Annotated in this window: 23 protein-coding genes and 2 pseudogenes; 16 read left to right on the top strand and 9 right to left on the bottom strand. The window is 68.4% G+C overall.

Annotation, left to right across the window (positions count from 1 at the left end; translation table 11 throughout):
- Positions 1-992: hypothetical protein (locus VMS22_24785; GenBank protein ID HXJ37259.1), on the bottom strand; the 992-nt coding region annotated here is incomplete at its 3' end.
- A 173-nt stretch (positions 993-1165) separates the two neighbouring features.
- Here VMS22_24785 and VMS22_24790 point away from each other — a divergent pair.
- A complete protein-coding gene (locus VMS22_24790; GenBank protein ID HXJ37260.1) occupies positions 1166-1954 on the top strand; it encodes a LuxR C-terminal-related transcriptional regulator in 789 nt (262 codons plus the stop codon).
- A 196-nt stretch (positions 1955-2150) separates the two neighbouring features.
- Here VMS22_24790 and VMS22_24795 read toward each other — a convergent pair whose 3' ends face one another.
- From VMS22_24795 to VMS22_24805, 3 genes are all read right to left on the bottom strand, one after another.
- The gene (locus VMS22_24795) at positions 2151-3287 is read right to left on the bottom strand and encodes a hypothetical protein (protein ID HXJ37261.1); all 1137 of its coding nucleotides are present in this window, start codon (positions 3285-3287) and stop codon (positions 2151-2153) included.
- Between the two features lie 137 nt (positions 3288-3424).
- A complete protein-coding gene (locus tag VMS22_24800) occupies positions 3425-5311 on the bottom strand; it encodes a cytochrome c peroxidase (GenBank protein ID HXJ37262.1) in 1887 nt (628 codons plus the stop codon).
- Positions 5312-5356: 45 nt separating this feature from the next.
- Complete coding sequence (locus tag VMS22_24805; protein HXJ37263.1) at positions 5357-7426, bottom strand: cytochrome c peroxidase; 2070 nt, start codon at positions 7424-7426, stop codon at positions 5357-5359.
- Between the two features lie 157 nt (positions 7427-7583).
- Between VMS22_24805 and VMS22_24810 the strand changes: the two genes are divergently transcribed.
- A complete protein-coding gene (locus VMS22_24810; protein HXJ37264.1) occupies positions 7584-8711 on the top strand; it encodes a hypothetical protein in 1128 nt (375 codons plus the stop codon).
- 62 nt (positions 8712-8773) lie between these two features.
- Here the strand turns inward: VMS22_24810 and VMS22_24815 are convergent, their stop codons facing one another.
- Positions 8774-9451 carry a TetR/AcrR family transcriptional regulator gene (locus VMS22_24815; protein HXJ37265.1) on the bottom strand — a complete coding sequence of 226 codons (678 nt, stop codon included), beginning with the start codon at positions 9449-9451 and terminating at the stop codon, positions 8774-8776.
- Positions 9452-9569: 118 nt separating this feature from the next.
- On the opposite strand from VMS22_24815, the gene VMS22_24820 reads away from it, so the two are divergent.
- Positions 9570-10523, top strand: coding sequence for a TIGR03564 family F420-dependent LLM class oxidoreductase (locus tag VMS22_24820; protein HXJ37266.1), 954 nt, complete (start codon positions 9570-9572; stop codon positions 10521-10523).
- A 22-nt stretch (positions 10524-10545) separates the two neighbouring features.
- Here the strand turns inward: VMS22_24820 and VMS22_24825 are convergent, their stop codons facing one another.
- Positions 10546-11562, bottom strand: coding sequence for a ferredoxin--NADP reductase (locus VMS22_24825; protein HXJ37267.1), 1017 nt, complete (start codon positions 11560-11562; stop codon positions 10546-10548).
- Between the two features lie 97 nt (positions 11563-11659).
- On the opposite strand from VMS22_24825, the gene VMS22_24830 reads away from it, so the two are divergent.
- The 13 genes and pseudogenes from VMS22_24830 to VMS22_24890 all read left to right on the top strand — a co-directional run bounded on the left by VMS22_24830 (position 11660) and on the right by VMS22_24890 (position 24116).
- Positions 11660-12703: an acyl-CoA dehydrogenase family protein gene (locus VMS22_24830; GenBank protein ID HXJ37268.1), complete on the top strand. Its 1044-nt coding sequence runs from the start codon at positions 11660-11662 to the stop codon at positions 12701-12703.
- Positions 12693-13823 (top strand): annotated as a pseudogene (locus VMS22_24835) (acyl-CoA dehydrogenase family protein). Before VMS22_24830 ends, VMS22_24835 begins: the two are co-directional and overlap by 11 nt.
- Before the next feature lie 26 nt (positions 13824-13849).
- Complete coding sequence (locus VMS22_24840) at positions 13850-14620, top strand: enoyl-CoA hydratase/isomerase family protein (GenBank protein HXJ37269.1); 771 nt, start codon at positions 13850-13852, stop codon at positions 14618-14620.
- 8 nt (positions 14621-14628) lie between these two features.
- Entirely contained in the window at positions 14629-15474 is an 846-nt protein-coding gene (locus VMS22_24845; protein HXJ37270.1) for an enoyl-CoA hydratase/isomerase family protein, read from the top strand.
- A 152-nt stretch (positions 15475-15626) separates the two neighbouring features.
- Positions 15627-16325 carry an iron-containing redox enzyme family protein gene (locus tag VMS22_24850; GenBank protein HXJ37271.1) on the top strand — a complete coding sequence of 233 codons (699 nt, stop codon included), beginning with the start codon at positions 15627-15629 and terminating at the stop codon, positions 16323-16325.
- A 19-nt stretch (positions 16326-16344) separates the two neighbouring features.
- Entirely contained in the window at positions 16345-16644 is a 300-nt protein-coding gene (locus VMS22_24855) for a DUF1330 domain-containing protein (protein ID HXJ37272.1), read from the top strand.
- A gap of 82 nt (positions 16645-16726) precedes the next feature.
- Entirely contained in the window at positions 16727-17788 is a 1062-nt protein-coding gene (locus VMS22_24860; protein ID HXJ37273.1) for a spirocyclase AveC family protein, read from the top strand.
- The gene (locus VMS22_24865) at positions 17781-18704 is read left to right on the top strand and encodes an SDR family oxidoreductase (GenBank protein HXJ37274.1); all 924 of its coding nucleotides are present in this window, start codon (positions 17781-17783) and stop codon (positions 18702-18704) included. Before VMS22_24860 ends, VMS22_24865 begins: the two co-directional genes overlap by 8 nt.
- Positions 18697-20181: an aldehyde dehydrogenase family protein gene (locus VMS22_24870; GenBank protein HXJ37275.1), complete on the top strand. Its 1485-nt coding sequence runs from the start codon at positions 18697-18699 to the stop codon at positions 20179-20181. The genes VMS22_24865 and VMS22_24870 overlap by 8 nt, the downstream gene beginning before the upstream one ends.
- Before the next feature lie 251 nt (positions 20182-20432).
- Positions 20433-21494 carry a cytochrome P450 gene (locus VMS22_24875; GenBank protein HXJ37276.1) on the top strand — a complete coding sequence of 354 codons (1062 nt, stop codon included), beginning with the start codon at positions 20433-20435 and terminating at the stop codon, positions 21492-21494.
- Positions 21495-21532: 38 nt separating this feature from the next.
- Positions 21533-22456, top strand: coding sequence for an SDR family oxidoreductase (locus VMS22_24880; GenBank protein HXJ37277.1), 924 nt, complete (start codon positions 21533-21535; stop codon positions 22454-22456).
- 32 nt (positions 22457-22488) lie between these two features.
- Positions 22489-23823 carry a DUF1329 domain-containing protein gene (locus VMS22_24885; GenBank protein ID HXJ37278.1) on the top strand — a complete coding sequence of 445 codons (1335 nt, stop codon included), beginning with the start codon at positions 22489-22491 and terminating at the stop codon, positions 23821-23823.
- A pseudogene (locus VMS22_24890) lies at positions 23820-24116 on the top strand (SDR family NAD(P)-dependent oxidoreductase). Before VMS22_24885 ends, VMS22_24890 begins: the two are co-directional and overlap by 4 nt.
- Before the next feature lie 40 nt (positions 24117-24156).
- Here the strand turns inward: VMS22_24890 and VMS22_24895 are convergent.
- From VMS22_24895 to VMS22_24905, 3 genes are all read right to left on the bottom strand, one after another.
- Positions 24157-25269 carry an ABC transporter substrate-binding protein gene (locus tag VMS22_24895; protein HXJ37279.1) on the bottom strand — a complete coding sequence of 371 codons (1113 nt, stop codon included), beginning with the start codon at positions 25267-25269 and terminating at the stop codon, positions 24157-24159.
- Positions 25247-25507 carry a hypothetical protein gene (locus VMS22_24900; protein HXJ37280.1) on the bottom strand — a complete coding sequence of 87 codons (261 nt, stop codon included), beginning with the start codon at positions 25505-25507 and terminating at the stop codon, positions 25247-25249. Before VMS22_24900 ends, VMS22_24895 begins: the two co-directional genes overlap by 23 nt.
- Positions 25508-25664: 157 nt before the next feature.
- Positions 25665-26912 (bottom strand): cytochrome P450, encoded by a 1248-nt coding sequence (locus tag VMS22_24905; GenBank protein ID HXJ37281.1) that lies wholly within the window; start codon positions 26910-26912, stop codon positions 25665-25667.
- Positions 26913-26930: the final 18 nt, after the last annotated feature.

Here is a 26930-nt window from a genome sequence, read left to right on the forward strand (position 1 = left end):
ACGGCGTTGGTGTACGAGACCGTGCCGCTGGTGGTGATGTCGCCGGCGGTGTCGCTGAGCGTGACCGGCGTGTTGGTGGGGGTCGGCGCCGGCACGAGCTTCTGGCCGAAGCGCGCCGACACGGTGCGGACGCGCGCCTCGTCGGGGTCGATCGTGCCGTTGCCGTTGATGTCGAGGTTGGGGGCGGTGTTCCAGCCCAGGCCCGCGTTGCCGAACGAGACATAGAGCTGCGCCCGGATCTTGCGGCCGGTCGGCAGGTTCATGACGTTGTTGTCGTACGTCGCCGTGAAGGTCACGTTGACCGAGGCGCCCGGCGCGAGCGTGAGCTGCGGGGACAGGTTGATCGGGGCGCCGGTGGTGCTGTTCGTGAAGGTCAGCGGGCCCGACGCGGAGTTCTCGTCCATGGTCGTGACGTTGAACGAATCGCCGGGCTCGATGTCGTCATCGTCCAGGCCGTCGCTGTCGTCGTTGTTGTTGGTCCACTTGACGATCTTCGCGCTGACCGCCGCGTCGCCGGAGGTCGCGTTCGCGATGTCCGACGACAGCGTGACCCACTGGTTCGCCGGCTTGTGCTGGAGCGTCACGACCATGTTGCCGATCGGCGCGCTCTTGAGGCCGTTGTTCCTGATCGTGACCTTGCCGGTCACGACGAGCTTCTTGTCGCCGGTCGACGACTGGGTCGCCGTGATGTTCCAGGTGACGTCGTTGGTCGGGCTGATCGCGCCGACCTTCGAGAGGGCCCACGTGGCAGCGCTGCTCTGCGCCACGGTCGAGCTGCGGCTTCTCAGGGACAGCCGCGCCTTGCCGAGCGAGGTGGTGCGCAGCGCCGTCGCCTCGTCGGCCGCCGCACCGGCCGCAGCGACCGTCGCCGCCAGCAGGACGGTCAACGGGAGCACCCACCACCGCGTCGTGGTCGTCCGCACCTCGGGTTGCCCGCCGCGGCCCAGGACGAGCGTCAAGAGGAGGTTCCGGCTCCTGGGCTGAGTTCCCATTGTGCGCCTCATACCGATCCTCCTAGAGCTACATCCGGATTGACCCGCTCGAGGCGGGCCACCTATAGTTCTACCGACGCTAACCGGCCCAGCATCGGACTGGCCAGTCCCCTAAATGGAGGGTCCGGGACGTGTCCAAAGGCGACCTGTTGCGGCTGAGCGACGTTCGGCGGGTGATTCGGCTCGTCGGGGATTGCCGCGATCTCGGAGCGGATCCGGCGCTCTGGCACGAGCGGATGTTCGAGGGACTGTGCCGGCTGGTCGGGGCGACGGCATGCGCGGGCGGCGAGGGACTGTGGGGTCGCCCGCAGCGCCCCGTGCGCCCACTCTCGGCCTTCGCCGCCGGCTTCGAGCCGGATCAGCTCGCACTCTACGGCACCTACATGCGCCAACTCACCCCCGCGTCCGATCCGATCTTCCGGGCGCTCCAGCCATTGCCCGGTCGCCTGGTGACGAGGACGCGGCAGGAGCTGGTTCCCGATCGGGACTGGTACGGGGCCGCGCCGTGGAACGACTATTACCGCCCGAGCCACCTCGATCACCAAATGACGTCGGTCTTTCAGACCTCGGCGGAGGATGCCGTCGACGTCATCGCGCTTCACCGCACGACGGGAGACCGACCCTTCACGCCGCGTGAGCAGCGGCTGCTGAGCTTCGTGCATGAGGAGATCGGCCGCCTGATGGGCCAGGCGCTCGTCTCCGCCACCGAACCTACGCCACAGCAGGTTTCACCGCGATTGCGGCAGACGCTCGCGTTCCTGATCGAGGGCGACAGCGAGAAACAGGTGGCGAACCGTCTCGGGGTCGCCCGCGCAACGGCCCACGAGTACGTGAAGAGGCTGTACCGCCACTTCAAGGTCCGGAGCCGAGGCGAGCTCATGGCGCACGTCATCCGTCGCATCGCGAGCGAGCACTGGAAGGCCGTACTGCCGCTCCACGAAGAGGCGAAGCAGCGGACGTAGGGTTCCACCTCGCCGCGCGCCACCGCGGGACCTCACGAGACACTCACCGTCGCGATCATCGCGCGGACGACATCGCACGGCTTCCAGAGGACTAGCTGTACGGCGATCGACAAGGAGAGCGTCGCGGGCACCTGCACCACGTGATCGCCACCGGAGCCGCCGCGGTCTGCGGCGGCTCCGGCGTTGGCTGGGGTGTTCAGGGTTTCGGCAAGCAGAGACCGGTGTTGCGCCGGTCAGACAGGCAGTCGGCCGTCTTCCCGCTCAGCAGCGGCTCGTCGTTCCTCCAGTCGGCCTTCTTGCACTCCTTGTTGCCGCTCTTCGTCGTGATGTCGAAGCTGCCGCAGAACTGCGCCTGCGAGCACCCGGCGAGGTCGACGGGTATCGCGGCCGGCGTGTTCGGACAGGTGTCGATGCCGTCCGGCACTCCGTCGCCATCGGCGTCGGCAGTGGCGGCGTCGAGCTCGTCCGCGCAGGTCGCGAGATCGGTGTTGCACGTGCTGAGCGAGGCCTGGGCGGTGGCCAGGTTCGCCGCGCATGTGGCGACCGCAGCGTCCGGATACAATCCCGCCGTCAGCCGATACTGCCCGGCAACACCGCCGAGCGCGGCGATGAAAATCGTGTATTCACCACCGTCCGCCGGATCGATGTCGTAGGAGCGGCTCAACACCTGGCCCGGGGCGGTGGCGACGGCGTAGTCGATCAACCTCAAACCGGTCGAGCCTAGAGGATTGGTCGCCTCCGGCGTCGGGCTGGTGACGAAGGTCTGATGCCGTAAGGCCGTCGTGCTGGTGTCCCATCCGGCATACAGTGCATAGGCCAGCTGGGGAGCGACGCCGTCGGACGGATCATCGTCGAGGGTAACCGTGAGCTTCACTGGGCCGCCGGCGAGGATCGTGTCGAGCGGCGTCACGTGGATCAAGCCATAATCGAGGCCGTGTCCCCAGCCCTGGCCGCCGTTGCTCGGATCCGCCCAGGACAATCCGCCGACCGCGAGCACGAGATCGGTCGGATAGTCAGGGTCGTTCGCACCATTGTATGTCACCACCTGCGCGAGCAAGCTGCCCGAGGGTGGACTGGCACCCGCACCGGTCTGGATGGTACGCACCTGTTTCGCGTTGTGCAGGCCGCAGTACCACTGCACCGGGAGCGCGCCGGTGTAGTCGGCCACAGGACCGTTGGTCCAACTCGCCAACGCGCCGGACGTCGGTTGTCCGTCTGCGCCGTTCGTGCTGCCGCCGAGCCCCGAGCCGTACCCGGAGATGTTGTACGTCGCGTGGGTGTGGCCGGTCGACGTCGTCAGGGCGATCGCCGCCACCAATCCCGCCAAGATCACGGGGCCTTTCGTTCGTGAAGTCACTGATATCCCCTCCTTACGACAAAGTGGACCACAGTCTTTGGCTCCATTGACAACATAGGAAAGTGGAATGGTTATGTGAATGCGGCATGATGTCGCACGGGAGCAGCGCTACGTCACGGGTCGACCGCAAGGGGCCCGAGGGAATCGCCCCCCGCGCGACCGACGGCAGGAATCTCTTCGGTCGCGTCGCGCGTCGCACCCTGGCCATCGCCCACCACCATTCCGCTCGCATCGACCGCGCCATTCGGCACGAAGAGCTGGGGGTGATCGAACGGCGCCTGCTGACGGCCCACGCGTTCGTCGGTCAACGACTCCAGGAACGCTTCGAGCGCGTCGAGCTCGTCCGGTGTGTTCTCGAGGACGTTGAGCGGCGATATCTCGACCGTTGCATCGAGTGAATACTGCGGGACGACGTCTCCGCCGCGGGAATAGAACTGAAGCACTTGCCGCAACGTGAGAAAGCTTCCCGTATGGAAGTACGGCGCCGTGAGCGCCACGTTTCGCAGTCCCGGCACCTTCACCGCGCCGTCGACCGCGATCGGCTCGACCGGCGGCGGCACCAGCGCGCGCACCGTCGACAACGGCCGTCCAAAGGTGTCGCTACCGCCGACGCCGGGATCCTCGCGCGTCGGCAGGACGCCGATGTTGTTGAAGCCGCGGTCGAGAGCCTGGCCGTTGCGGATACGGGTCGGGCTCTCGGCAACGCGGCGGACGGATGCGCCGGTCAGCTCCGCGCCTTCGTGGCAGTTGATGCAGCGGCCGCGTGCCTGGCTGCGGAACACGTCGACGCCCGCCACCGCCTGCGGCGAGATCGCCCCCGGATCGCCATCCATGAAGCGGTCGTACGGCGAGTCGTCGGCGACCAGGGTGCTCTCGTAGAGAGCGATCGCGAGACCGAAGAAGAGCGGGAAGTTGTGCTCGAGGAGACGTTCCTCCCGCGTCATCGAATCGCGGTCGCTGTCGCGCGCGAGGTCGACGTGGCCGTCGGGCCAGACCCGCACCTTGCGGCGGGCGTGCCACCAACGCGGCTGGAACGCGCGGCGGACGAGCGTGCTGTAGCGAGCGATCCGCAGACCCGGCAACGGCCAACGGCTGAAGCGTCCGAGCACGCTGTCCGCGGGATGCACGAGCTGTCCCGTCAGCGGTCGCAGCCCCCCGATCCGGCCGCGCAGGTCGGACGTGACGATACGCTGGGCGAGGCTCCTGAAGGACCGATCGTGCGCCGCCATCTCGACGTCGCCCGTCGGCGGCGTCATCGCTTGCGACGCCAGGCTCGCGGGTGCGATCCGCACTCGCACCAGCTGCGGCGACCCGGGATCGTCGGCGCGGATCACCAAGGCGCCGGGGTCGCCGTCGCCCAGGCCGTTCACGCCGTTGAACACCCGCGCCGCGTGGCCGTCCCAGAACTGCCTGTCGTTGAAGACCGCGTTGATGACCGACGGCGCGTTGCGCGCGGTCGTGCGGCGCAGGTTCAGCCCCTGCAGCGTGAATCCGTCGGGGTCGGGCGCCGACTGCAACAACTCGGCGAGCCGGCGGTCGAGGCCGCGGAAGACGAAGTACGAGATCCCCTGCGAGCCGACCACGTCGTTCGACGCGGGCGTCGACGGAAAGTCCGCCGCACGGAGCAGATGGTTCAAGCCGCGACCGCGATCCCAGCCGCCATCGGGATCGGGCGAGCCATCGGGGCGCACGCGGCGCTGGCCGGGATTGCCCTGATTTCGTGTGCGTGCGTCCGCGCCTGCGTGGAAGTGGCAGGTCGCGCAGGCGACGATCCCGTCGCTGCCGATCTGCATGTCCCAGAACAACGCCTTGCCGAGCAGCACCGCCGCGTCACGGTCGCGGACGTACAAGTCGAGGTCGGCCGGCTCGGGGACGGGAACGGTCTTGAGCGATGGCGGGCGCGGTGGATCGTCGTCCGCCCACACGTCGGCACCGAGGGGCAATATCGCGAAGGCGATCAAGATCAGGTGAACGAAGCGCGACACGGCGGCAGGGAGCATACTGGACCCTCGTCCGCCTCGGTACGCGACACGTTGTCGCAGCCATCACGGCGGCGCCTGCGCGTCGAACGCGAGCAGCGGTCCGTCCGCAGCGCTCCGGCCCGATGCGGGGACCGCCGGCACCTCGAGATACTCGGTGGCGGCTCGCCCGTCCCTGCCCGCCCCGTCGACGGCGTGCTCGTCACCAACGTGCCCGTGCGGGATGGACAGTGCCGGGTGATCGAACGGCGCGCGCTCCCACCGCACCCGCTCGTCGGTGAGCGTGCGCAGGAACGCGACGAGGTCGGCGCGCAGGTCGGGGGCCGCGCCGATGCCGAAGAGGAACTCGGCGTCCTTGCCAAGCGACGCGAAGTTGCCGCCGCGGTTGTAGAACTCGACCACCTCGTCGAGCGTCGCCATGCCGCCATTGTGCATGTACGGACCGGTCAGCTCGACGTTGCGCAGCGACGGCACCTTGAACGCGCCCTGCACACCCAGCGGCAGTCGACCCCCGTCGCTCTGCGCGCTCTCGGCCGCGACGATGCTCGGGCTCGGCACGGCGGCCCAGCGTGGCGCGGTGCACGCCGTCGTCCCGGCCGGATCGTCGACGAGGTCGGTCGAGGGGAACGGCGGCTGACCGAATGCGGTCACCGCAAACGGGGCCGACATCGCGCAGCTGCGCGCAACGAAGTCGTCGACGGCGGCTGTGGGACCTCCGGCGAGCACGGCGAGATACTGCGCCGTGAACGACAGCGGGTTACCGAACGGATCGCTTCCCCCGATGCCCGGATCGGCATCGCGCGGCACCACCCCGGTGTTGATGAAACCCGTGTCGACAAGACCGAGCACCATCTCGCCGCCGCTTCCGCGCAGCGGCTTGCGATCGACCTCGGTGAGCGCCGCCGGATCGATGCCGAAGGTCGATCCCGAGAGCGTCGGCCCGCGGTGGCATTGTGCGCAGTGGAGATCGACGAAGGCCGCCAGCCCGCGCCGTTGCTGGTCATCGAAGGCGACCGGGACGCCGTCGGTACCGCGCGCGCCATCGAATGGCGTCTGATCGGCGATCAGCGTCGATTCGTACAGCTGTACGGCGAGCCCGAAGAAGAAGGCGAAGTTCGCTTCCATCTGATCGAATGGCGCGCCACCGACCGTCGGCGTCCCGACCTGGCCGCGGGCGACGCGCGACGGCGCGGCCCAGAACCGCCGGTCGAACGCGGCGCGCACGAGCGATGCGTATGTCCGCCGCAGTCCCTTGCCTGCCGGCGCGCGATAGGGACCGAGCACACCATCGGCGGGATGGACCGCCTGGAACTGCAGCGCGCGCCGTCGCAACAGCTTGCGGCCGAGGTCGGGAAACGTCCGGCCGCTGCAGGACATCTCGGTGGGATCGAGCGGGGGCTGGACGGCCTGGGATGCCAGCGACGCGTTCTGCAGGCGTAGCCGCTTGTGACGCAGCCGCCCGGCGCGCCACATCCACACGCCGGCGCTCGGGTCGCGATCGCCGTAGGGATTCACGCCGTTGAACACCGCGTTGGCGCGTCCGTCCCAGAACGAGCGTCGGTTGAATGCGGCGCCGATCACCGACGGCGCGTTGCGCGAGGTGACCGCGCGCGTGGCGAGCCCGTTGATCGTGAACTCGCCGGCGTCGCCCGGCGTGCAATCGTCGAAGGGCGTCGATCCGTCCCCGCCCCCCCGGAGCACCCCCGCGAAGGCGCCGCCCGATCCGGCGACGTCGTCGCTATCGAACAGCACGGTGGAGTCGATGATCGATACGTCGTCGAGCCGATGGAACGGGAAATCAGAAAGGCGGAGCGTGTAGTTCGATCCGCCCATGCCGCCGGACGCGGTCAGCCCGAACGTCGCGTTCGCGGCGCGGCCCGGCGACAGCTGGTTCTTCACACGCGCGTCGGCGCCGGCGTGGAAATGACAGCTCGCACACGCCATGCCATCACTGCCGACCTGCATGTCCCAGAATAGCGCCTTGCCGAGCGCGATCGCTTTCGCGCGATTGTGGACGATCGGGGCATGGCCCGAGAGCAAACCGGGAACCTTTGGCACCTCGACACCTTGCAGCGACCCGGGGACGTCGCCGTGCGCACGGGCGTCGCGTACCATCGCCGTCGCGAGGAGAATCATGGGGACGAGCGCGCGAGGCCGGCGAGCGATGCGAAGCGTCGAACGGCGCACGTCCTCCAAAGGTGCCACGCATGCCGGCGATCGTCGACGGCAAATCCCCGGGTGCGACATCCTGTCGCATTGCTCGCGACTTTCCCGGTCCGGTATTCGCCTGGTCATGCGTCGATCGTTGAGCGCGCTCGTCGTCTCCTTCGCTGCGTCGTTCCCGCTGCTCCTTTCCGCGGACGCGCACGCACACGCCACCTACAACCTGTCCGGATATGGCTCCGGGCTCGGCGGCAGCACGAACGGTGCGGATGGCACGCCCGCCGATCCCTCCGCGACCTGGACGAACGGCCCCCCTGAGGAGTACGGGGGCGCGCTGCCGGCGCAGTGGTATTGCGGCCTACACAACGCCACACAGGTGCGCCCCATGCAGACCGGCGCAGGCGCCAATCCGCCGTCGGATAGCTTGCTCGCGCAGGTGGCGACGTACAACGGCACGAACGACCCGGATCTGCCGACCGACCGCGTGCTCGCCGTCGGCGGCCTGTCGTGGACGGATCCGGCGAACGGCGACCAGGGCTGGGGGCACGGGCTCGACTACGGCGTGATCCACGTGACGCCGCTCGACACGATCGAGGAGAACGGCCCGGTCAAGCTCACCCTAACGCTGAGCGATGATCCGACCGACGACGTCGCCGTGACGTTGGCTTATGCGATCTATGGTGGATGGGACACCAGCACGACGGCCACGCGCCACCAGACGTTCACCACGAACCCCGCACCCATCGACAATCCGCTCGGATCGTCGGGACTCAAGCTGATCGATTTCGCGGTCGCGACCGGCCCGGGCGTGACCCTCAGCCGCTCCTACGACCTCGATCCAGCATACGAGGGGAAGTACACGGTCTTCATCGGTGCCCTCGGCGGCGTCGCCGGACAGTATCAGCTCACGGCGGGCCTGTTCCCCGCCGGCGCGGACACGAACGCGCAGCTCTCGCAATGCCAGGACGACCTCGCTGCAGCGAATTCCACGATCACCACCATGACCGCCGACGCCGACGGCGATGGCGTACCGGATGCGCGCGATCGCTGCGCGACCACGCCCGCGGGGCAGTTCGTCGACGACGGCGGTTGCTCGCAGGCCCAGTTCTGCGCCGCGTTCACGATCGCCAAGAAGTCGGACCGAAAGCTCTGCAAGGAGCTCGACTGGAAGAACGATGAGCCGAACATGAAGCCCAAGCAGGCGGACTGCACGTTCTCGAAGGCCTCGAGCGCGTGCGCTGCGACGGCGGCGCCCTGAGCGAGACTCGTGTGGTGGCCATCGGGCCACCCCGCTCCTCCGCCGCCGAGCGCCGCCGGCGGTCAGCCGCCGAGGCCGTGGAGGCAGAACTCCCAGGCGTCCTCGGCCGTCACACGCGCCCGGGAATTCGGGACGAAGCGGTTCATGAGCCAGCCGTACATGACGGTCTGCTGGATGAGCAGTGCGGCTCGCTGCGTATCGGTCACCTTGAGGGACCCGGCCGCGGCCGCCGCCTTGATCACGTCGACCAGGAGTCGGGAGATCGGCGCCATCGCCGCAGCCAGGCGGTCGGGATCCTTGAGCGCGAGCTGGAACGAGAACTCCGAGATGGGGACGCGGTTGTGGGCGCCGCGCTTGCGACGTGTCCCGAGAGGCTCGCACCATTCGTGGAGACGGATCGTGAAGGCGCGAAGTCGCTCGAGCGGCTTGGACTCGGACTCCACGGCGGCGTGGAGATCCTTGAGCGACTCGCGGATGGTCTCCTCGAGGAGCGCGAACAGCAGCTCGTCCTTGCTCTCGAAGTACTGGTAGAACCCTCGCAGCGACTGCTTCGAACGATCGACGACCTCCTGGATCGTGAACTGGGTCGTGCCCCTCTCGTCGATGAGCGCGAACGCGGCGTCCAGGAGTCCCTGAACGCGCAGCTCCGCGCGGGTGCGCGCGGCGCTGAGGCTCTTCGATACCGCACGGTGCCGCCAGCTGGGTCCGTGCCCGTCTTGCGGGTCGTCGGTTCTAGCCATGGCCATCCTTCACTTACCCTCCTGGAATTGCATTCTCGCAGAACGAGAATACAATCGCCAGCGCCTTCGGCCGCCGCAAACGTGGGGGACAGCTGGCGCGGGGGCCAAAGGAGACCAGGTGCGGATCGGCCTGATGATCGGCCCGGACAGAGGGCGGTACCGCCACAAGGTGGCGCAGCTCGTCGCCGACGCCGAGGCGGCCGAGGAGACCGGCTTCGCCTCGATCTGGGTGCCCCAGGTCCCCGGGGACTTCGACGCCTTCACCGCGATCACGCTCATGGGGCGGGCGACCGCGCGGATCGAGCTCGGAACCGCGGTCGTGCCGATCCAGACTCGCCATCCGATCGCCATGGCCCAGGCGACGCTGTCGAACCAGGCAGTGTGCGAGGGTCGCTTCACGCTCGGCCTGGGCACGTCGCACCACTGGATCATCGAAGACATGCTCGGCCTCCCGTACGAGCGGCCGGCCCACCAGATGCGCGACTACCTGGAGGTCCTGAACGCGGCCCTGCGCGGCCCGGGCTCGGTGGACGTCGAGAACGACGCGTATCGCGTGCACAGCCCGATCGACGTCACGGACCAAAGTGCCAATCCCGTGCTGCTCGCGGCCCTGGGTCCGGTGATGCTCCGTCTCGCCGGCCAGCACGCGTCGGGGACGATCCTGTGGATGGCCGACGAGCGCGCCGTCGCGGAGCACGTCGTCCCGCGCATCACGAAGGCAGCGGCCGAGGCTGGACGGCCCGCGCCGCGAGTCGTCGCCGGGGTCCCGATCGTCATCTGCCCCAACGACCGGGTGGACGAGGCGCGGACGTGGGCGAATCAGGTGCTCGGGCAGGCCGAGATCAGCCCGAACTACCAGCGGCTCCTCGCGCGAGGCGACGCCGACGACGTGGGCCACATCCTCGTGGCGGGGGACGAGTCGGCCGTCGGCCGTCGGCTGCGCGCCTTCCGCGATGCGGGGGCCACCGATCTCGCAGTTCGGGTCCTCCCGTTCGGACCACACCGCGAGGCACGCGTCGAGTCGCGGAATCGGACGCTCGCGTTCCTCGCCTCCCTGTGTCCGGAGCTGTGACGCCCGTGCGGGGCCGCGTCCGTCAGCGGTCGTAGTCCACGACGACCTCGCGGCTCGTGGGAATCGACTGGCAGGTCAGGATCCATCCCTGCTCGACCTCGTCGGCGTCCAGGGCGTTGTTCGCGCGCATCGTGACCGTTCCTTCCGTCAGGTAGGCCATGCAGGTCCCGCAGTTTCCCGCCTGGCACGCGAACGGTGGATTGAGACCCGCACGCCGCGCGGTATCGAGAATGGTATCGCCGGGCTCGTACCGAACGCGGCGTTTGCGGCGTTCGAGCTGGATCGTGACCGACTCCGTCTCGGATTCCGTGTCTGCGGCGCGTGCGTCGTCGGGTAGCTCGAAGCGCTCGATGAACAGGCGAGCCGGATCGACCCCTCGCTGATCCAGACCGGCCTGGACGACGTTCATGTACGGCCCGGGCCCGCACACGTAGAAATCGGCCTGCGTCCGGCTCCCGACGAGCGCAGCGCACGCCGCCGCGTCGAGGAATCCCTTCTCCGAGTCGAGGTGGTGATGCACCGAGAGGCGACCGCCCGATCCCGTCCGCAAGCGTTCGATGGCGTCGGCAAAGATGACGCCGTCGGGGCCGCGGTTCGCATACACCAGGGCGATCTCGCGCGCCGTCCTCGCGAGCGCGCTCTTCAGGATGGCGAGGACCGGAGTGATGCCGCTGCCCCCCGCGAACGCCACGATCGGAGTCGGGGCGGCGCGCAGCACGAAGACGCCGGCCGGGGGCATCACGTCGATCGTGTCACCCGTGGCGAGCGCGTCGTTCATCCAATTCGACATCTTCCCGCCGGGCACGCGCTTGACCGTGACCGTGAAGGGATCGCCCGTGTCCGGCGAGCTCGACATCGAGTAGCAGCGGACGATCTGCTCGCCGCCGATCGTCGCGCGGAACGTGCAGAACTGCCCGGCGACGTAGGCAAAGCGGGCCTCGAGTGCCGGAGGGATCTCGAGAACGAACGACCGCGCGTCGCTCGTCTCGTCGACGACGTCGGCCACCGTCAGGGGGTGGTAGCCGTGTTCTCGCAGCATTGGACGCTCCGCCGGGCACGGGAGCGCGGTCGATGATAGGACGACTTCGGGCTTTTGCAAGGTCACTCTCGTCTGTTACAAGTACAATTCTCTTTTCATGGATACCCGCGATACGCTCGAACAGGCCGAGCTGCGGCGCACCGCCCGCCGCGTGGCTCGCGAGCTCGGACCGCGTACCGTGGCGGACCTCGACGATCGCAAACGCAGCGAACGCCTCGCCGAGGCCGTGCGCAGCGCCGGGTGGCTCGAGCTGCGCCACAGCGCGGGCGACGGCGATCCGCTCGCCAGCGGCGTCGAAGCGGCCATCATCGCCGACGCGCTGGGCGAGGCCGTCGCCGACGTGCCCTTCTCCGGGCCGATCCTCGCCGCGGATCTCGCGCGCCGTGCGGGCGTGCGCCCCGTCGACGGAGCCGTCGTCGCCTTCTCCGCGGACCTGATCGATGCCGCCGTGGTCTCGCGCGCGGTGACGGACACGGCGATCCTCGCCGTCGACCACGCCGCACGGGGGCCCGTCGCGGCGTACGTCCTGGTTCCCGAAGGCGACGGCTACCATCTCGCACTCGCGACGACGGATGGCGCGAACGACGGCGCCGACCTCACTCGGGCGATCCGCCCACTCCCCGCCGGCACATCCGTGGTCCGGGTTCCCGACCAGTCCCGGCGCCTTACCCACGAAGATCTCGACGCGTGGGCGGCCCTCGGTCTCGCGCTGACGAGCGCAGACATCGTCGGGCTCATGCGCGGCGTGCTCGACCTCTCGGTCGCCTACGCGAAGGACCGCAAGCAGTACGGCGTCGCCATCGGAACCTTCCAGGCCGTGCAGCATCTCCTCGCCGAGGCTCGCTGCCTGATCGAGGCGGCGTTCAGCGCCGCGCTGTATCCCGCGTGGGCCGTGGATCAGCTCGCTCCCCACGATGCCCGCGCCGCGGGGCGCGTCGCCAAGGCCTACTGCGCGCGCGCCGCACGTACCGTCTGCGAGACCGCGGTGCAGGTGCACGGCGGGATCGGAAACACGTGGGACTGCATCGTGCACGTCTACCTGCGCCGGGCGTTGCTCTCCTCTCAGTGGTTCGGGGACGACGGTGAGCAGTTGCGCCAGCTCGAACGGATCCGCCTGGGGGTGACGTACGGACTTTCGTGACTCGCCGCAGGAAGCCGAGTTCCGGTCGCGGCTGCGCGCCTGGATCGCGGAGCACAACCCGGGACTGCCGGCCTCCTCGACCGACGACGAGTACTGGGCTCGGCAGGCGGAGTGGCACACCGCGCTCTACGACGCGGGCTTCTTCGGGCTCTCCTGGCCCTCCCGCTTCGGCGGTCACGACCTGCCTGCGGTCTTCGACGTCATCCTCGACGAAGAGCTCGCCGCCGCCGGCGCACCGCCGCGCCCCAGCCTCGGATACCTGGTCCAGGGAATCACGACGCACGCGAGCGAGGCGATCCAGCAGCGCCTGCTACCTGGCTTGATCAGCGGCCGCGAGCGCTGGTGTCAGGGCTTCAGCGAGCCCGAAGCCGGCTCCGACCTGGCCTCCCTGCGCACTACCGCCAAGCGCGACGGCGACGAGTACGTGATCCAGGGGCACAAGATATGGACGAGCTACTCCGACGTCGCCGACTGGTGCTTTCTACTCGCCCGTACCGACCCCGACGTTGCGAAGCACAAGGGCCTGTCCGCCTTCGCCGTGCCGATGCGCCAGCGCGGGATCGAGCAGTACCCGCTCCGCATGATGAACGGCATCACCAGGGAGTTCGGCCAGGTGGTGTTCGACGGCGCGCGCGTCTCGGCCGAGAACATGATCGGCAAGCCCGGCGAAGGCTGGCGCATCGCGATGACGATCGTCAGCCACGAGCGGGAACCCGGCGAGGTCGGCTACGTCGCGCGGTACGTGAAGACCGTGAAGGACCTCGAGGCGACCGTGCGGGCGAACCCCGGCGCGTTTCGCAGCGACCAGCGCGAGGCGGTCGCCTGGGCCCACGTGCAGGCGGAGATGCTGCGGCTGCACGTGCGTCGCAGGCTCTCCGAGCGTCTCGGCGGGCTCGACCACGGTCCCGGCGGCTCCATCGACAAGATCCTCATGACGTGGGTCGAGCAGACCGTCGGAGCCGCGGCGCTCTCCGTGGCGGGATCACGCGCCGTGGTCGACGGTGACGACGTCGCGCTGAAGATCTACCTCTACGGCCGCGCCCAGAGCGTCATGGGCGGGACCTCGCAGATCCAGAAGAACATCATCGCCACTCGAATCCTCGGCCTTCCGGCGACCTGAGTACGCCGCGCACAGAGAGGAGATCCATGGACTACCCTCTTCCCCAGGCGGTTCGTGTGGAGGCCGACGGCCCGGTGCGCATCGTGCGGCTCTCCCGCCCCGAGCAGCTGAACGCCGTGAACGACGAGCTGCACTCGGGCCTGACCCGCGTCTTCCCGCTCCTCAGCGCCGACCCCGATGCGCGCGTCGCGGTCATCACGGGGGAAGGTCGCGCGTTCTCCGCGGGCGGCGACTTCAGGCTCCTCGACCGGATGATCGGCGATCGTGAGCTGCGACGCCGGACGATCGCGGAGGGTCGAGAGCTCGTGCTCAACATGATCCGCTGCCGGGTTCCGGTGATCGCCGCGGTCAACGGCCCCGCCGTCGGCCTCGGCTGCAGCGTGATCGCGCTCTCGGACGTCGTCTACATGGCGGAGTCGGCCTATCTCTCGGATCCGCACGTGCCGGTGGGTCTGGTCGCGGCCGACGGCGGCCCGCTCACCTGGCCCCTCCACACCAGCCTGCTGCTCGCCAAGGAGTACGCGTTCACGGGAGACCGGATCGGCGCGGCGCGGGCGAAGGAGATCGGCCTCGCGAATCACGTCTGCCCCGACGGCGAGGTGCTCGCCGCGGCGCTCACCGCCGCCCGGAGGATCGCGTCGCTGCCGCAGCAGGCGGTGGAGGCGACGAAACGTGTCCTCAACCTGCACGTCGAGCGGGCCGTGCTCGCGACCATCGACTTCGCGCTGGCGGCCGAGACCGAGTCGTTCGATACGGACGATCTGCGTGGGAACGTCGCCCGCTTCCTGAAGCGATAGGAGAGACCGTGGCCAAGCGAACGAGGTTTGCGGAGTACAAGGACCGCTACGCCAACTACCGATTCGAGCTGAGCGCGGAGGGCATCCTCTTCATGCAGTGCCACACTGACGGGGGGAGCCTCGTGTGGGACTGGAAGGCGCACGACGACATGTCGGACGCGTTCGCCGACATCTCCGGTGATCGGGAGATCAAGGTCCTGATCCACACCGGGACCGGAGAGAACTACAACGCCAACTGGGGGCCCGCCACGACGGAGAAGCCCTTGTACCTCGCCATGGACGGCCAGAAGGGTCTCCAGAAACTCGACGAGAAGGCCTGGTACGGCCGCATGCTCATCGAGAACGTGCTGGCCGTCGACGTGCCGATGATCACCGCCGTCAACGGCCCGTGCAACATCCACTCCGAGATCCCGCTCATGAGTGACATCGTCCTGGCCTCCGACGACGCCTACTTCCAGGACCTTCCGCACTTCCCGCGCGGCATGGTGCCGGGCGACGGCCAGCACGTCATCTGGCCGGCCATCGTCGGCCGCAACCGGGCGCGGTACTTTCTCCTCACCGGGAAGAAGCTCTCCGCGCAGGAGGCGCTCGAATGGGGAGCCGTCAACGAGGTGCTTCCCAGGCACCGACTCCTCGACCGGGCGTGGGAGCTGGCGCGCGAGCTCGCGAAGCGCCCTCCGCTCACGCTCCGCTACACACGCATGCTGTTCACCCAGGACCTCAAGCGCGCCTTCCTGAACGAGCTGAATCACGGCATCGCCCGCGAGATGTACGCGCAGCGCCAGTTCTTCCCGGTCGGCGGGGGAATGGAGCCCCTCGATCGCCCCTGGGACAAGGAGCCCTGGTCGCGCTGATCCCCAGGCCCGCAGCCGCGCTCCCCCGCGGGCCGGCACGTAATAGTCCTTCCCCGCGGAAGATAATCGTACTATAGAGCCGCGGAAGGCATGTTCTCAGAATCGGGGAATAGGAACCTGCGGCCGGGCGCGACGCGTGCGAGGAGGAAGCGATGAGCGAGGTTCTGGCCCCCGCGGACTTCATCCGCGATCTGGTCGCGCGCATCGAGTCCCGCCGGACCTTCGGTCGTCACCCGCTGTGGCTCGAGATCTTCGACGGCAAGCTGCGACGCGAACGGCTGAAGGTGTTCGCCGTCCAGTTCTTCCTGCAGGTGCGCGAGTTCCCCCGCGCCGTGAGCGCGATGCACGCCAACTGTCCGTTCCCCGAGGAGCGCATCGAGCTCGCGGAGAGCATCTACGAGGAGGAGACGGGGCGGATCTCCGGCGCCAACCGGCCCCACCCGGAGATCTTCATCCGCTTCGGCGAGGCCGTCGGCGTTTCGCGCATCGAGATGGTCGAGGGCCGACCGCTGCCCGCGACCCGCGCGTTGATCGATTGGTTCGAGCTGTCGAGCAAGCAGCGCTCGTTCATCGAGGCGGCGGCGGCGATGAACCTGGCGGCCGAGGGCCAGGTGCCCGGCGCCTTCGGGCCGATGGCACGCCGGCTCCAGCAGCACTACGGGCTCAGCCGCGAGGCGGTGGAGTTCTGGGACCTGCACGAAGTTGCCGACGCGGAGCACAGCCAGGTGGGTGACAACATCGTCGTGCGCCATGCGACCGACGCCGCGACGCAGGTGCGCGTGCGCGACGCGCTCCAGCACTCGCTCGACGCCTGGTGGCACTTCTTCGACGGCATGCAGGCCGCCATGTGAGGCGAAGGAGAAGAAGATCATGGCCGCATACTTCATCGCCCAGTACGTCGTGAACGACCCGAAGCTCTACCGCGAGTACCAGGCCGCCGCCGGTCCGACCATCCAGGCCTCCGGCGGGGAGGTCGTGTCGTTCGACGTCGCCGCGGAGACCATCGAGGGAACGCCCCCCGGACCGCAGACGGTGATCCTCAAGTTCGAATCCACCGAGGCAGCCAAAGCCTGGTACCGATCACCCGCCTACCAGGCCGTGGTCGGCAAGCGCCTGGCGGCGACGACGGGGTTCGCCGTGATCTCGCAGTCCATGAACTTCAAGGGTTGAGCCGTCGGTAGTGATCACAACGCAGACAGGGGCGTCGACCGAGCGCCTGGGTTCCGAGCCGAAGCGGCTGCTGAACCCGGCGATGCTCGCCGTGGCCATCCTCGGCGCGGCGACGATCGCGGCCGTTGCCTACAACGCCCGCATGGGCACCGTCTCTCCTCGCATCGCAAACCCTGTCGTGACGGGGGTTCCCCGCCCGGTGGAGTTCCTGTTCGGATGGAACCACTGGCTCGTCCTGCACCAGGTGGGGACGGTCGTCATGATGCTCGTCCTCGTCGCCGTGTGCGTGTGGGCGTGGCGACGGCACCCTGCGCATCCCTACCTTCTGATGGTTCTCGCCGCGACGGCGATCGTTTGGCAGGACCCGATCATGAACTGGGCGCCCTATGCGGTCTACAACCCGCAGCTCTGGCATTTTCCCGAAGACTGGCCCCTCGTGAAGCTGTCGCCCACGGTCGAGCCCTTCATCGTCATCGGCTACTCGACCTTCTACTTCATCGGCCCGTTCGTCGCGGGAAGCTGGATCCTGCGCCGTCTTCAGGCGCGCGCATCCACCCACTCGTTCGTCTGGCGCCGCCCGCTCATCAGCTTGGCGCTGCTGCTCTTCGTCGTCGGCTTCGTCATGGACGCCCTCCTGGAGATCTTCCTCGTCCGCACCGGGCTGTACATCTACTCGCAAGTCATGCCGTGGGGATCCGTCTTCGCCGGAACGACCTTCCAGTTCCCGCTGATCGTCGAATCGTCGCTCGTCACCGTGGTGATGATTCCCGCGGGCGTGCTCTGCCATCGGGACGACACGGGACGCACGCAAGCCGAGAAGCTCGCTCAGAGGCTCGGTTGGTTCCGCACTCGCCCGGCCCTGGCCACGTTCCTGGTGATGGCAGGGATTTTGAACGTCGCCTACTTCGCATACGGGGCCGGCTTCGCGACCATCCGCGCGGCGAAGCTCGCCACCGCCGTCGCCTGTCCGTGGCCGTTTCCGGAAGCCAAGGTCTACGATCCAAACGGATTCTATGAGCGGGAGGGGCAGCGCGGCCCGTACTTCGAGGGCCACTGGAACACCTGGATGAGCGGCCAGCCGTCGGGACGTCCCGACGTGGAGCCGCCCGAGAACGGTGGACGTTGTGGGCCCGGCCGTGCATGAGCCGCGAAGCGTCGTCATCACCGGGGCGTCGCGCGGTCTCGGCCTGGCGTCCGCCGCGCACCTCTACGAGCTCGGATGGCGTGTCGTCGGAGCGATGCGCTCGCCCGCAGTCGGGCTCGAACGCCTTCGCGCCGCGACCGGAGCTGCCGGCGACGATCCGCGACTGCTCGCCGTGCGACTCGACCTGAACGATCCGGAGTCGATCGCAGCCGCCGCCAAGGGAATCCATCAGCAGGTCGGCGCGCCCGACGTCCTCGTGCACAACGCCGGGATCGCCGTCGCAGGTTGCGTGGAGGACGTCCCGATCAGCGCGTGGGAGCAGGTCTTCTCGACGAACCTCTTCGGACCCGTGGCGCTCACCAAGGCACTGTTGCCCTCGATGCGAGCTGCCGGGCGCGGCCGGATCGTCGTGTTGTCGAGCGCGGGCGGCATCGCGGGCATGCCGTCCGTCAGCACGTACTCCGCCGCCAAGGGCGCGCTCGAACGGTGGGCCGAAGCACTGGCGTACGAGGTCGCTCCGTTCGGCCTGGGTGTGACGATCCTGGTGGCCGGACTGTTCAAGACCGACATCCTCACCGACCAGACCCCGCACCATGGCGACCTGGGCGGCCCCTACGCCGCGCACTACGCCGAGATCGAGCGCAGGGGCCTCTTCATGGTGCGCCTGGCGAGCCGGCCCGAGCGTTTCGCGCGCGCACTTGCGTGGGCGCTCGACGAGCGGGCCCCGTTCGCCCGGCGCGCAGTGGGGCTCGACGCGCGCCTGCTGCTGCTCGCGAGCCGCGTTCTTCCGGTGCGGGTCCTCCGTGGCGTGATCCGTCTCGCGTTGGGTCTCCCACGGCGCGGCACCCTTCGAGAGCGCCAGGCCTCGCCGACGCCCGTCGCCTCCCGATCCGATGCAAGCAGGCAGTATGGCTGACACGTCGAAGGTCCGTTTCGAATCGCGGATGCTGATCGACGGCGATCTCGTCGACGGCGGCGCTGGTACGTTCGCCAACGTCAACCCGGCGACCGAGGAGCACCTCGGCGAGGTCGCCGATGCGTCGAAGGCGGACATGCACCGTGCGATCGATGCCGCTCGCCGCGCATTCGACGAGAGCGACTGGTCGACGAGCCATGCCTTCCGGCGACGCTGCCTGGAGCAGCTCCAGGCAGCGCTGGAGGCCGAGAAGGAATCACTGCGCGAGGAGCTGATCCTCGAAGCCGGCTGCCCTCGAATGGTGACCCACGGGCCACAGCTCGACGCCCCGTTGGCGAGCGCGCTGCCCTACACGGCCAAGCTGATCGAGGAGTACCCGTGGGAGGCCGACCTCGGTGACGCCTTCGTCGAGCTCACCGGTCAGCTCACGACGCGGAAGGTCTGGCGCGAACCCGTCGGCGTCGTCGGCGCGATCGTTCCCTGGAACTACCCGTTCGAGGTGACGATCCACAAGCTCGCGCAGGCGCTGGCCACCGGCAACACGGTCGTGCTGAAGCCGGCGCCGGACACGCCCTACAACGCGACGCGCCTCGGGCGCCTTATCGCAGAGCACACGGACATCCCGGCCGGCGTCGTCAACGTCGTCACGGCGTCCGACCACCTGGTCGGCGAGGAGCTCACGCTCTCCCCGAAGGTCGATCTCATCTCCTTCACCGGCTCGACGAGGGTCGGGAAGCGCATCATGGAAAGAGGCGCGGCGACGATGAAGCGCCTGTTCCTCGAGCTCGGTGGCAAGTCGGCCACGATCGTGCTGGAGGACGCCGACTTCCAGCAAGCCTGCCTGATCGGCATCGCGCCGTGTTTCCACGCGGGCCAGGGCTGCGCGACCCCAACCCGTCTGCTGTTGCCCCGATCGCGCTACGACGAGGGCGTCGCGCTGCTGAAGGGCATGTACGAGAGCGTCGCCGCCGGCGATCCGCAGGATCCCGCCACGTTGTGCGGCCCGGTAATCTCGGCCAGGCAGCGCGCGCGCATCGTCGGCTACATCCGGAAGGGCATCGACGAGGGCGCCACGCTGCTCGTCGGCGGTCCGGAGCCACCCGCGGGACTCGCCAAGGGGTTCTGGGTCACGCCCACCCTGTTCGTCGACGTCGACAACGCCATGACGATCGCGCAGGAGGAGATCTTCGGTCCGGTCCTCGTCGTCATTCCGTTCGAGGACGAGGACGACGCCGTCCGCATCGCCAACGACAGCATCTACGGGTTGGCCGGCAACGTGATGTCGGGTTCGCTGGATCGCTCCCTGGCAGTCGCCCGCCGGCTGCGCGCCGGCTTCATCGGTGTCAACGGCGGCGTGCCCTACGGCGCCGACGTGCCGTTCGGCGGCTACAAGGCCAGCGGCGTCGGCCGCCAGAACGGCCATGCCGGGTTCGATCAGTACACCGAGCTCAAATCCGTCGCCTGGCCGGTCGTCTGAAGGAGCCCCAAGGAATGGAACCCTACGAACCATTCTCGGAGGCGGTACGGGAGGATCCGTATCCGTACTACGCGGCGCTGCGCGACGAAGCGCCGGTCTACTGGGCGGAGGGAGCCCAAGCCTGGTGCGTGTCGCGGTACGACGACGTGCTCCACGTCCTCCGCCACCCGGAGCTCTTCTCCTCCGACGCCATGCGGACGATGCTCATGGGTGCTCGTCCGGGCGTCAACCCGCTCGAGGATCCCGAGGCGATGGCACGCGCACTGGCACTGACGCAGGCGCTGTCGTTTCCGTTGGACGAGTTGATGGGTGCGCGCCAACTCCTCTCCGAGGATCCACCGCGGCACACCGCGATGCGCAACCTCGTCAACCGGGGATTCACACCGCGACGCATCGCCATGTGGGAGGCGCGCCTGCGTGAATTCACCCGCCAGTGCGTGAACGACATCCAGCATGCCGACGAGATCGACCTCGTGGCGGCCCTCGCCATGCCGCTGCCGGTGCGCGTGATCTGCGAGATGCTCGGCGTGGAGCCGGAGCAGCGAGACCATTTCAAGCAATGGTCCGACCGGATCATCGCCGGCACGACGGGTTCGGCGCGCAATCTGGACCCCCTCACCAGCGGCTTCGCCGACGCCATGCGGGACCTCGCGGAGTACATTCGCGGCGTCACGGCCCAGCGGATCGAGCAACCCAGCGACGATCTCATCAGCGTCCTCGTCGCGGCGCAGGACGGTGGTTCGGGCCTGAGCGCGGCCGAAATGACGCTCTTCGTTCTCCTGCTGCTCGTGGCCGGCAACGAGACCACCACGAATCTGATCGGCAACGCGACGAACGCGCTGCTGAGCCATCCTTCACAGCTCGCCCGCGTAGGCGCCGATCGAAGTCTGGTCCCGAGCTGGATCGAGGAAACCCTGCGGTGGGATGCGCCCGTCCAGTTCGTCGTTCGCCGTACCACCACCGACGTCGACGTCGCCGGCGGGCGACTGCCCGCAAACACCCACGTGGTCGCGATCCTCGGCTCTGCCAACCGCGACGAACGGCACTGGGGCCCGACCGCGGCCGAGTTCGACGTCACGCGCAATCCGCAGGGACACCTGGCGTTCGGCTTCGGCAACCACTTCTGCCTCGGTGCGGCACTGGCGCGGCTGGAAGCCCGCGTCGCGCTCGAGGCGATGCTCGATGAGCTGCTGCGCCGCGAACGCAGCGAGCCGCGCGTGGAGCACATCGATTCCTTCATGATCCGGGGACCGAAGCGCTTCCTGTTGCGGCGCGCGCGTGACGGCGAGCGACGGATCCCGACGGAGCCCTGAACCATGGCGACGCTGCGAATCGTCCAGTGGACCACAACGTGAGTCTGTTCGACGCCTTTCGATACGACGGGAAGCGAGTCGTCGTGGTCGGCGGTGCCAGTGGCATCGGCGCCGCGGCCGCCCAGCTCGCGAAGGACGCCGGCGCCGAGGTGGTGGTCATGGACTTCGCCGACGTCACGCTCCCTGGCGTCAAGGCAATCCGCGTGAACCTGGCCGAGCGTGCGTCGATCGACGCCGCCGTCGACGAGTGTGGCGGCGTCGTTCATGCGCTGTTCTGCTGCGCCGGTGTCGCCGACGGCACTCCGGGAATCGAGCGGATCAACTTCGTCGGTCACCGGCACCTCATCGACCGCATGGTGTCCAAAGAGATGCTGCGCCGGGGCAGCGCGATCTGCCTCGTCTCGTCCCTGGGCGGGGTCGGCTGGGAGTCGAGCCTCGGGCGGCTCTCGAAGCTGCTCGACATCTCGGACTTCGATGCGGCGACCAACTGGTTCGTGCGGCGCGGACAGGCCAACTACACGACGACCAAGCTGGCGATCGGCGCGTACGTCGCTCGCGAGGCGTTCACGTTCCTCAAGCGTGGGATCCGCATCAACGCCATCAGCCCTGGCGCGACCGACACACCCCTGGCCCAGGCGAACAAGGAGACCTGGCTCGGGTTCGGGACCGACTACCGGGAAGCGGTCGGCATCGAGCCGTTCACGCCGATCGAGCAGGCGTACCCGCTCGTCTTCCTGTGCAGCGACGCCGCGGCGGCGATCACGGGAACCATCGTGAACTCCGATGCCGGCTGGCTCAGCTCGGCGATCACCAGGTCGTTCCCGGGCGGAACGTTCTTCGCGAAGATCCTGCTCGGCCGATCCCTGTGGGCTCGTCTCATACGCGACGTGGCCACGAGATTGAGCAGCCATCCCCGGTTCAGCGGCCGTCGACCCTCGTTCGTTCCGACGGGGCGCGCGTGAGACCACATTTGCCGCACGGAGGGAACCCGACGATGCGTGGACTGAAGCTCCTCCTCATCGTGCTCGTGATCGCTGTCTTGGTCGGTGTCTGGTCGCGGGACACCGCCGCCGCGGATTTCAAGACCGGCGACATGGTGGACAAGGACAGTTGGCAGAAGGCCGAAGCGCTCCTGCCGCCCGAAGTGCTGCGGCACTACAAGGACGGCGAGTACGCGAACAAGTTCATCGACTGGCCGATGGCGAAGACGGTCTTCCCGCCCGACTTCAAGGCGGCGTCGGACGCCAACGAAGGCAAGTTCACGACCAGCGCCGACGGGACCATCCTCGACAAGGCGACCGGCAAGCAGCCCCCCTACGTCTTCGGCGTCCCGTTCCCCACGATCGACGCGAAGGATCCCGCCGCGGCGGTGAAGATCGTGTGGGACCACTTCTATCGCAGCTGGTACTACGGCAACATCGTGGCCCAGTCGCAAGTGAACTGGGTCAGCCCTACCGGCCTCGAGCGGCGAGCCGACGTGAAGGCGGCCTTCGGCTACTACGACGGCGTCCCACAGGACGAGCTGCCCGGGGCGAACCCCGACAACTTCCTCTACCGCCAGCTCGCACTGGTGACCGGACCGGCGGACCTGAACGGCACCGCGGCGCTCACCTGGCGCTACCGCGATCCGGGCAAGCGCGACTCGACGTGGGCGTACGTGCCCGCGCTGCGACGCGTCCGTGCCACGTCGCCCGCCAATCGTTCGGACGGCTTCCTCGGATCCGACGTGAGTCAGGACGACGGTCAGTTCTTCGATGGGAAGGTCGAGGATTTCTCGTGGACGCTCGTCGGTCAAACCGATCAGCTCCGTCTCTCGGAAGAGACGAACTTGAAGGGACAGGCGAAGGCGGTCTGGGTCGAGGGCAAGGGCTGGGACACGGAATGGCCCGACCTCCCCTTCATCGGCTACATGGACCCGAGCTGGAAGGGCATCGCGTGGGCGCCGACCGCCGCCGCGTCCCTCTCCCTTCGTCGTCACTGGATCGTCGAGGGCGTGCCACGCGACACGTACTACCTGTTCGGCAAGATCCAGCTGTACATCGACACCGTGAGCTACCAGGGCGCGTGGAACCGCAAGTTCGGATGGAAGGGCGATCTGCTCGCGATCCATCAGGTGATGGCGTGGAACCCCATGCCGTTCACCCGGCCGGACGGCAAGGTCGATTACAACCAGGGGTCGAACCAGGCCTATCAGACGGTGGAGAACGTCAAGATGAACCGCGCCACGGTCGCCGGAATCAAGTCGAGCCCCACGGCCGGCTTCTACCTTCGCGGCAAGCTCGATCCCGCCCTCTACGACATCGACGCGCTCGCCCGATCCGGCAAATGAGAGCCGGTGCGATCGACTTCTCCGGCCAGGTGGCGATCGTCACCGGCGCTGGCCGGGGGCTCGGGCGTCTGTATGCGGTCGATCTGGCGCGGCGCGGTGCGGCGGTAGTGGTCAACGACCTCAGCGGCAGCATGTCCGGGAACGGCGCGGACCCAAGCGTCGCGGACCAGGTAGTCGCCGAGATCGAGGTCGCCGGTGGCGTCGCAATCGCCTCGCACGACTCGGTGGCCACCCCCGAGGGTGGCCAGGCGATCGTCGACGCCGCCGTCGATCGCTTCGGTCGCCTCGATGCCGACTAGCGCGCCCCGACCACCGTTCGCCGTCGGGAGAGTCTCAGTCCTGTCCGAAGCGGGCCACGAGGTGGGCGCGCTCGCCGTCCGGGTCGAGCCTGCGCGCCACCAGGTAGCCCGCGCCCATCCAGCCGCGTCGCATCCACTTCCCGAAGGAGATGTGGGTCCCGGGCGCCCCGGATGCGGCCGGGAGCATCTTCACTCGTTCCAGCGCTTCCTTGACGCCCCGGGGCGACAACGGATGCGCGTCGGCGAAGGCGTGGAGCAGCACGGTGGCGATGTCGCGGTTCACGACCGGGACGCAGTACTCCGGACGCCGGCCGTACCGCGCCGCGTACCGATCGAGGAACTCCTGGCCGAGACGATTGCCCGCGTCGTACTGGTCGATGCCGGTCCACCCGAGGATGGCGCTCCACATGACCGGGTGAAGCCACGCGTTCTGGAACGCGGTGCCCAGGTAGCGCGGCGGATCCCACTGGAGCTCCTGGAGCACCGGGTTGACGAACACGATGCCGAACCCGAACCCGCAGTGGACGAGCGCCTGCACCTTCGCCTGGTGCAGCGCTCGCACGGCGTTGCCGATGTCCTGCGCCGTCTGGGGGATGGTCTCCTCCGCGACGATGCGGATCCCCCGCGCGCGACAGGCGCCGCGGAACGCCTTCGCGTAGCTCTGGCCGACCAGCGACTGCTCCACCAGCACGCCGACGTCGGTGTGCCGGGCCTTGGCCAGAAGGTGCGCCCAGAAGATCGGCTCGTCGGTCATCGAACCCATCGAGAGGGAGAAGGTCCACTCGCCCAACCAGTCCTCGGCGCCGGTGACGCTGATCGCCGGCACCTGGAAGCGCCGTTCGATGGCTTCCTTCGTCGGCACGCAGTTGTCGGTGATCGCCGGACCGAACACCGCGAGGCAGCCTTCGTCGACGAGCTCGCCGTAGGCGTCGATCACCGCCTTCACCGTCCCCTTGGGCAGACCTTGAACTTCGCGGAAGACGATCTCGACCGGCCGATCGATGATCCCCTGCTGCCGGCCGTCGTCGAAGACGAGCTCGAAGGTCTGCTTCAGGTCGTCCCGCCTCTCCTTCGGGTAACCCTCGGGCAACACGAAATCGAACAGGTAGCCGAGCTTGATCGGCTCAGCGCTGCTTTCGTACGACACGTTGCCCCCCTTTCGATTCGCCGGCGAGGTAGGCGTCGATCATCTCGAACAGCCCCGCGCGAGCCAGCGCCGGGCGCCGCGCGAGGGCTCGCATGACCTCGGGGTCGACGCTCCCGGCAGCCAGCAGCGCGGCCTGCACGACGACGCAGCGAAGCTGGTCAGGTGGGCTGGCATCCGCATCGGCGAAGATCTTCACGCCGTCGGTCCACGGCCGCTCGCCCGGCTCGACCGGCGCCACCTCGATCAGTCGTCCCGCGATGGCCGATGCGATCAGGTGGAACCTTCCGAGCCCGGCCGATCGTGGTGAAGACCCAGCCATCGTTCCATCAGTACGGGCGGGCCGAGAACCGGGTCAACCCTCGCGGTCGATCCTGCTCCGTTCGATCTCTCACCGGCTACGAGCGGCGCCGGAAGCGCACCGGCAAGTCGTTCAAACCGCGGATGATGAAGGTTTCGATGTAGGAGAGTGCGCCCGGATCCACCAGCCGAATGTCGTCGAGCCGCGCGAGGAGTCGCTCGAAGCTGATGCGGGCCTCGGTGCGGGCGAGACTGGCGCCCGGACAGAAGTGCTCGCCGTGACCGAAGGCGATGTTGCGCCGGGCGTTGGAACGCCGTGGATCGAAGCGATCGGGGTCTTCGAAGACGCGTGGGTCGCGATTGGCCGCGCCGATCACCGCCATCGCGATGGACCCCGCGGGAATATGGACGCCGGCGAGGCTCGTATCGCGGAGGGCCAGGCGAAAGGACCCCTTGATGGGACCCTCGAGGCGCAGACACTCCTCGACGAAGTTCGCGATGACCTCGGGATCGCCACGGAGCTCGTCGGCAACTGCCGGCTGCTCGCAGAGGAATCGCATTCCCGCGGAGAGCAGGCGCGCCGTCGTCTCCTGCCCGGCGGCAAAGAGGACGGCGGCGAGGCGCACGACGTCGATCACCTCGGGGAGCTCTCCATCGGTGAACCGGACGCTGGCCAACCGGCCCATGACGTCGTCGCGCGGCGCAGCGCGTCGCTGCTCGATGTACTCGGCGAAATAGGGCGCCAGATTGGCGAACACCACGTCGCCACCCTGCCGTCCCTTGGGATCTCCGACCGTGCCCTTCTCGCCTCCGAGCCACCCGCGGAACTTCTCGTGGTCTTCGCGCGGGACCCCGAGCAGGTCGGCGATGACGAGCAGGGTGAAGGGCCTCGCGTAGGCCGCTGAAAATTCCACGGCGCCACGGTCGGCGAACTCGTCGATCAGCTCGTCGGCGAGGGCCAGGATGAAGTCCTCGTTCTGCTTGAGCCGATTGGGCGTGAACAGCCTGCCGGCCAGTCCACGATGCCGGGTGTGCTTGGGAGGATCGAGGGACATGAGCTGGTCGCCCAGCGGGATCTCGTGGCGCCGGCGCTCGACGACCTCGGCCCAGCTCTCGCCCTCCTCGGGCTGCGGCACGTCCACCAGCGGACCGAGCGGTCCGACGATCGCCGAGAAGCGTTCGTGGTCGGTGTAGACCTCGAGGATCTCGTCGATCCGCGAGAGCATGAAGACACCCTTGTGCGGCTCGCGCACCACCGGCCCGCGCTCGTGCAGCGCGCGGTAGTACGGAATCGGGTCCTGGAGGATCCCGGGGTCGGTGAAGAAGTCCCGCTCGAGCACGCTCATCGCGGTTGCTCTTATACT

The organism is Candidatus Eisenbacteria bacterium (assembly GCA_035577985.1).
GTDB lineage: Bacteria > Desulfobacterota > Binatia > DP-6 > DP-6 > DATJZY01.

Bases quoted from the DNA above. Each gene is read 5' to 3' on its own strand.
- VMS22_24905 (HXJ37281.1), bottom strand. From the start codon at position 26,912: ATGAGCGTGCTCGAGCGGGACTTCTTCACCGACCCCGGGATCCTCCAG.
- VMS22_24885 (HXJ37278.1), top strand. From the start codon at position 22,489: ATGCGTGGACTGAAGCTCCTCCTCATCGTGCTCGTGATCGCTGTCTTG.
- VMS22_24860 (HXJ37273.1), top strand. From the start codon at position 16,727: ATGCTCGCCGTGGCCATCCTCGGCGCGGCGACGATCGCGGCCGTTGCC.
- VMS22_24800 (HXJ37262.1), bottom strand. From the start codon at position 5,311: ATGCTCCCTGCCGCCGTGTCGCGCTTCGTTCACCTGATCTTGATCGCC.
- VMS22_24855 (HXJ37272.1), top strand. From the start codon at position 16,345: ATGGCCGCATACTTCATCGCCCAGTACGTCGTGAACGACCCGAAGCTC.
- VMS22_24840 (HXJ37269.1), top strand. From the start codon at position 13,850: ATGGACTACCCTCTTCCCCAGGCGGTTCGTGTGGAGGCCGACGGCCCG.
- VMS22_24810 (HXJ37264.1), top strand. From the start codon at position 7,584: ATGCGTCGATCGTTGAGCGCGCTCGTCGTCTCCTTCGCTGCGTCGTTC.
- VMS22_24815 (HXJ37265.1), bottom strand. From the start codon at position 9,451: ATGGCTAGAACCGACGACCCGCAAGACGGGCACGGACCCAGCTGGCGG.
- VMS22_24825 (HXJ37267.1), bottom strand. From the start codon at position 11,562: ATGCTGCGAGAACACGGCTACCACCCCCTGACGGTGGCCGACGTCGTC.
- VMS22_24850 (HXJ37271.1), top strand. From the start codon at position 15,627: ATGAGCGAGGTTCTGGCCCCCGCGGACTTCATCCGCGATCTGGTCGCG.
- VMS22_24805 (HXJ37263.1), bottom strand. From the start codon at position 7,426: ATGATTCTCCTCGCGACGGCGATGGTACGCGACGCCCGTGCGCACGGC.
- VMS22_24870 (HXJ37275.1), top strand. From the start codon at position 18,697: ATGGCTGACACGTCGAAGGTCCGTTTCGAATCGCGGATGCTGATCGAC.
- VMS22_24830 (HXJ37268.1), top strand. From the start codon at position 11,660: ATGGATACCCGCGATACGCTCGAACAGGCCGAGCTGCGGCGCACCGCC.
- VMS22_24875 (HXJ37276.1), top strand. From the start codon at position 20,433: ATGGCACGCGCACTGGCACTGACGCAGGCGCTGTCGTTTCCGTTGGAC.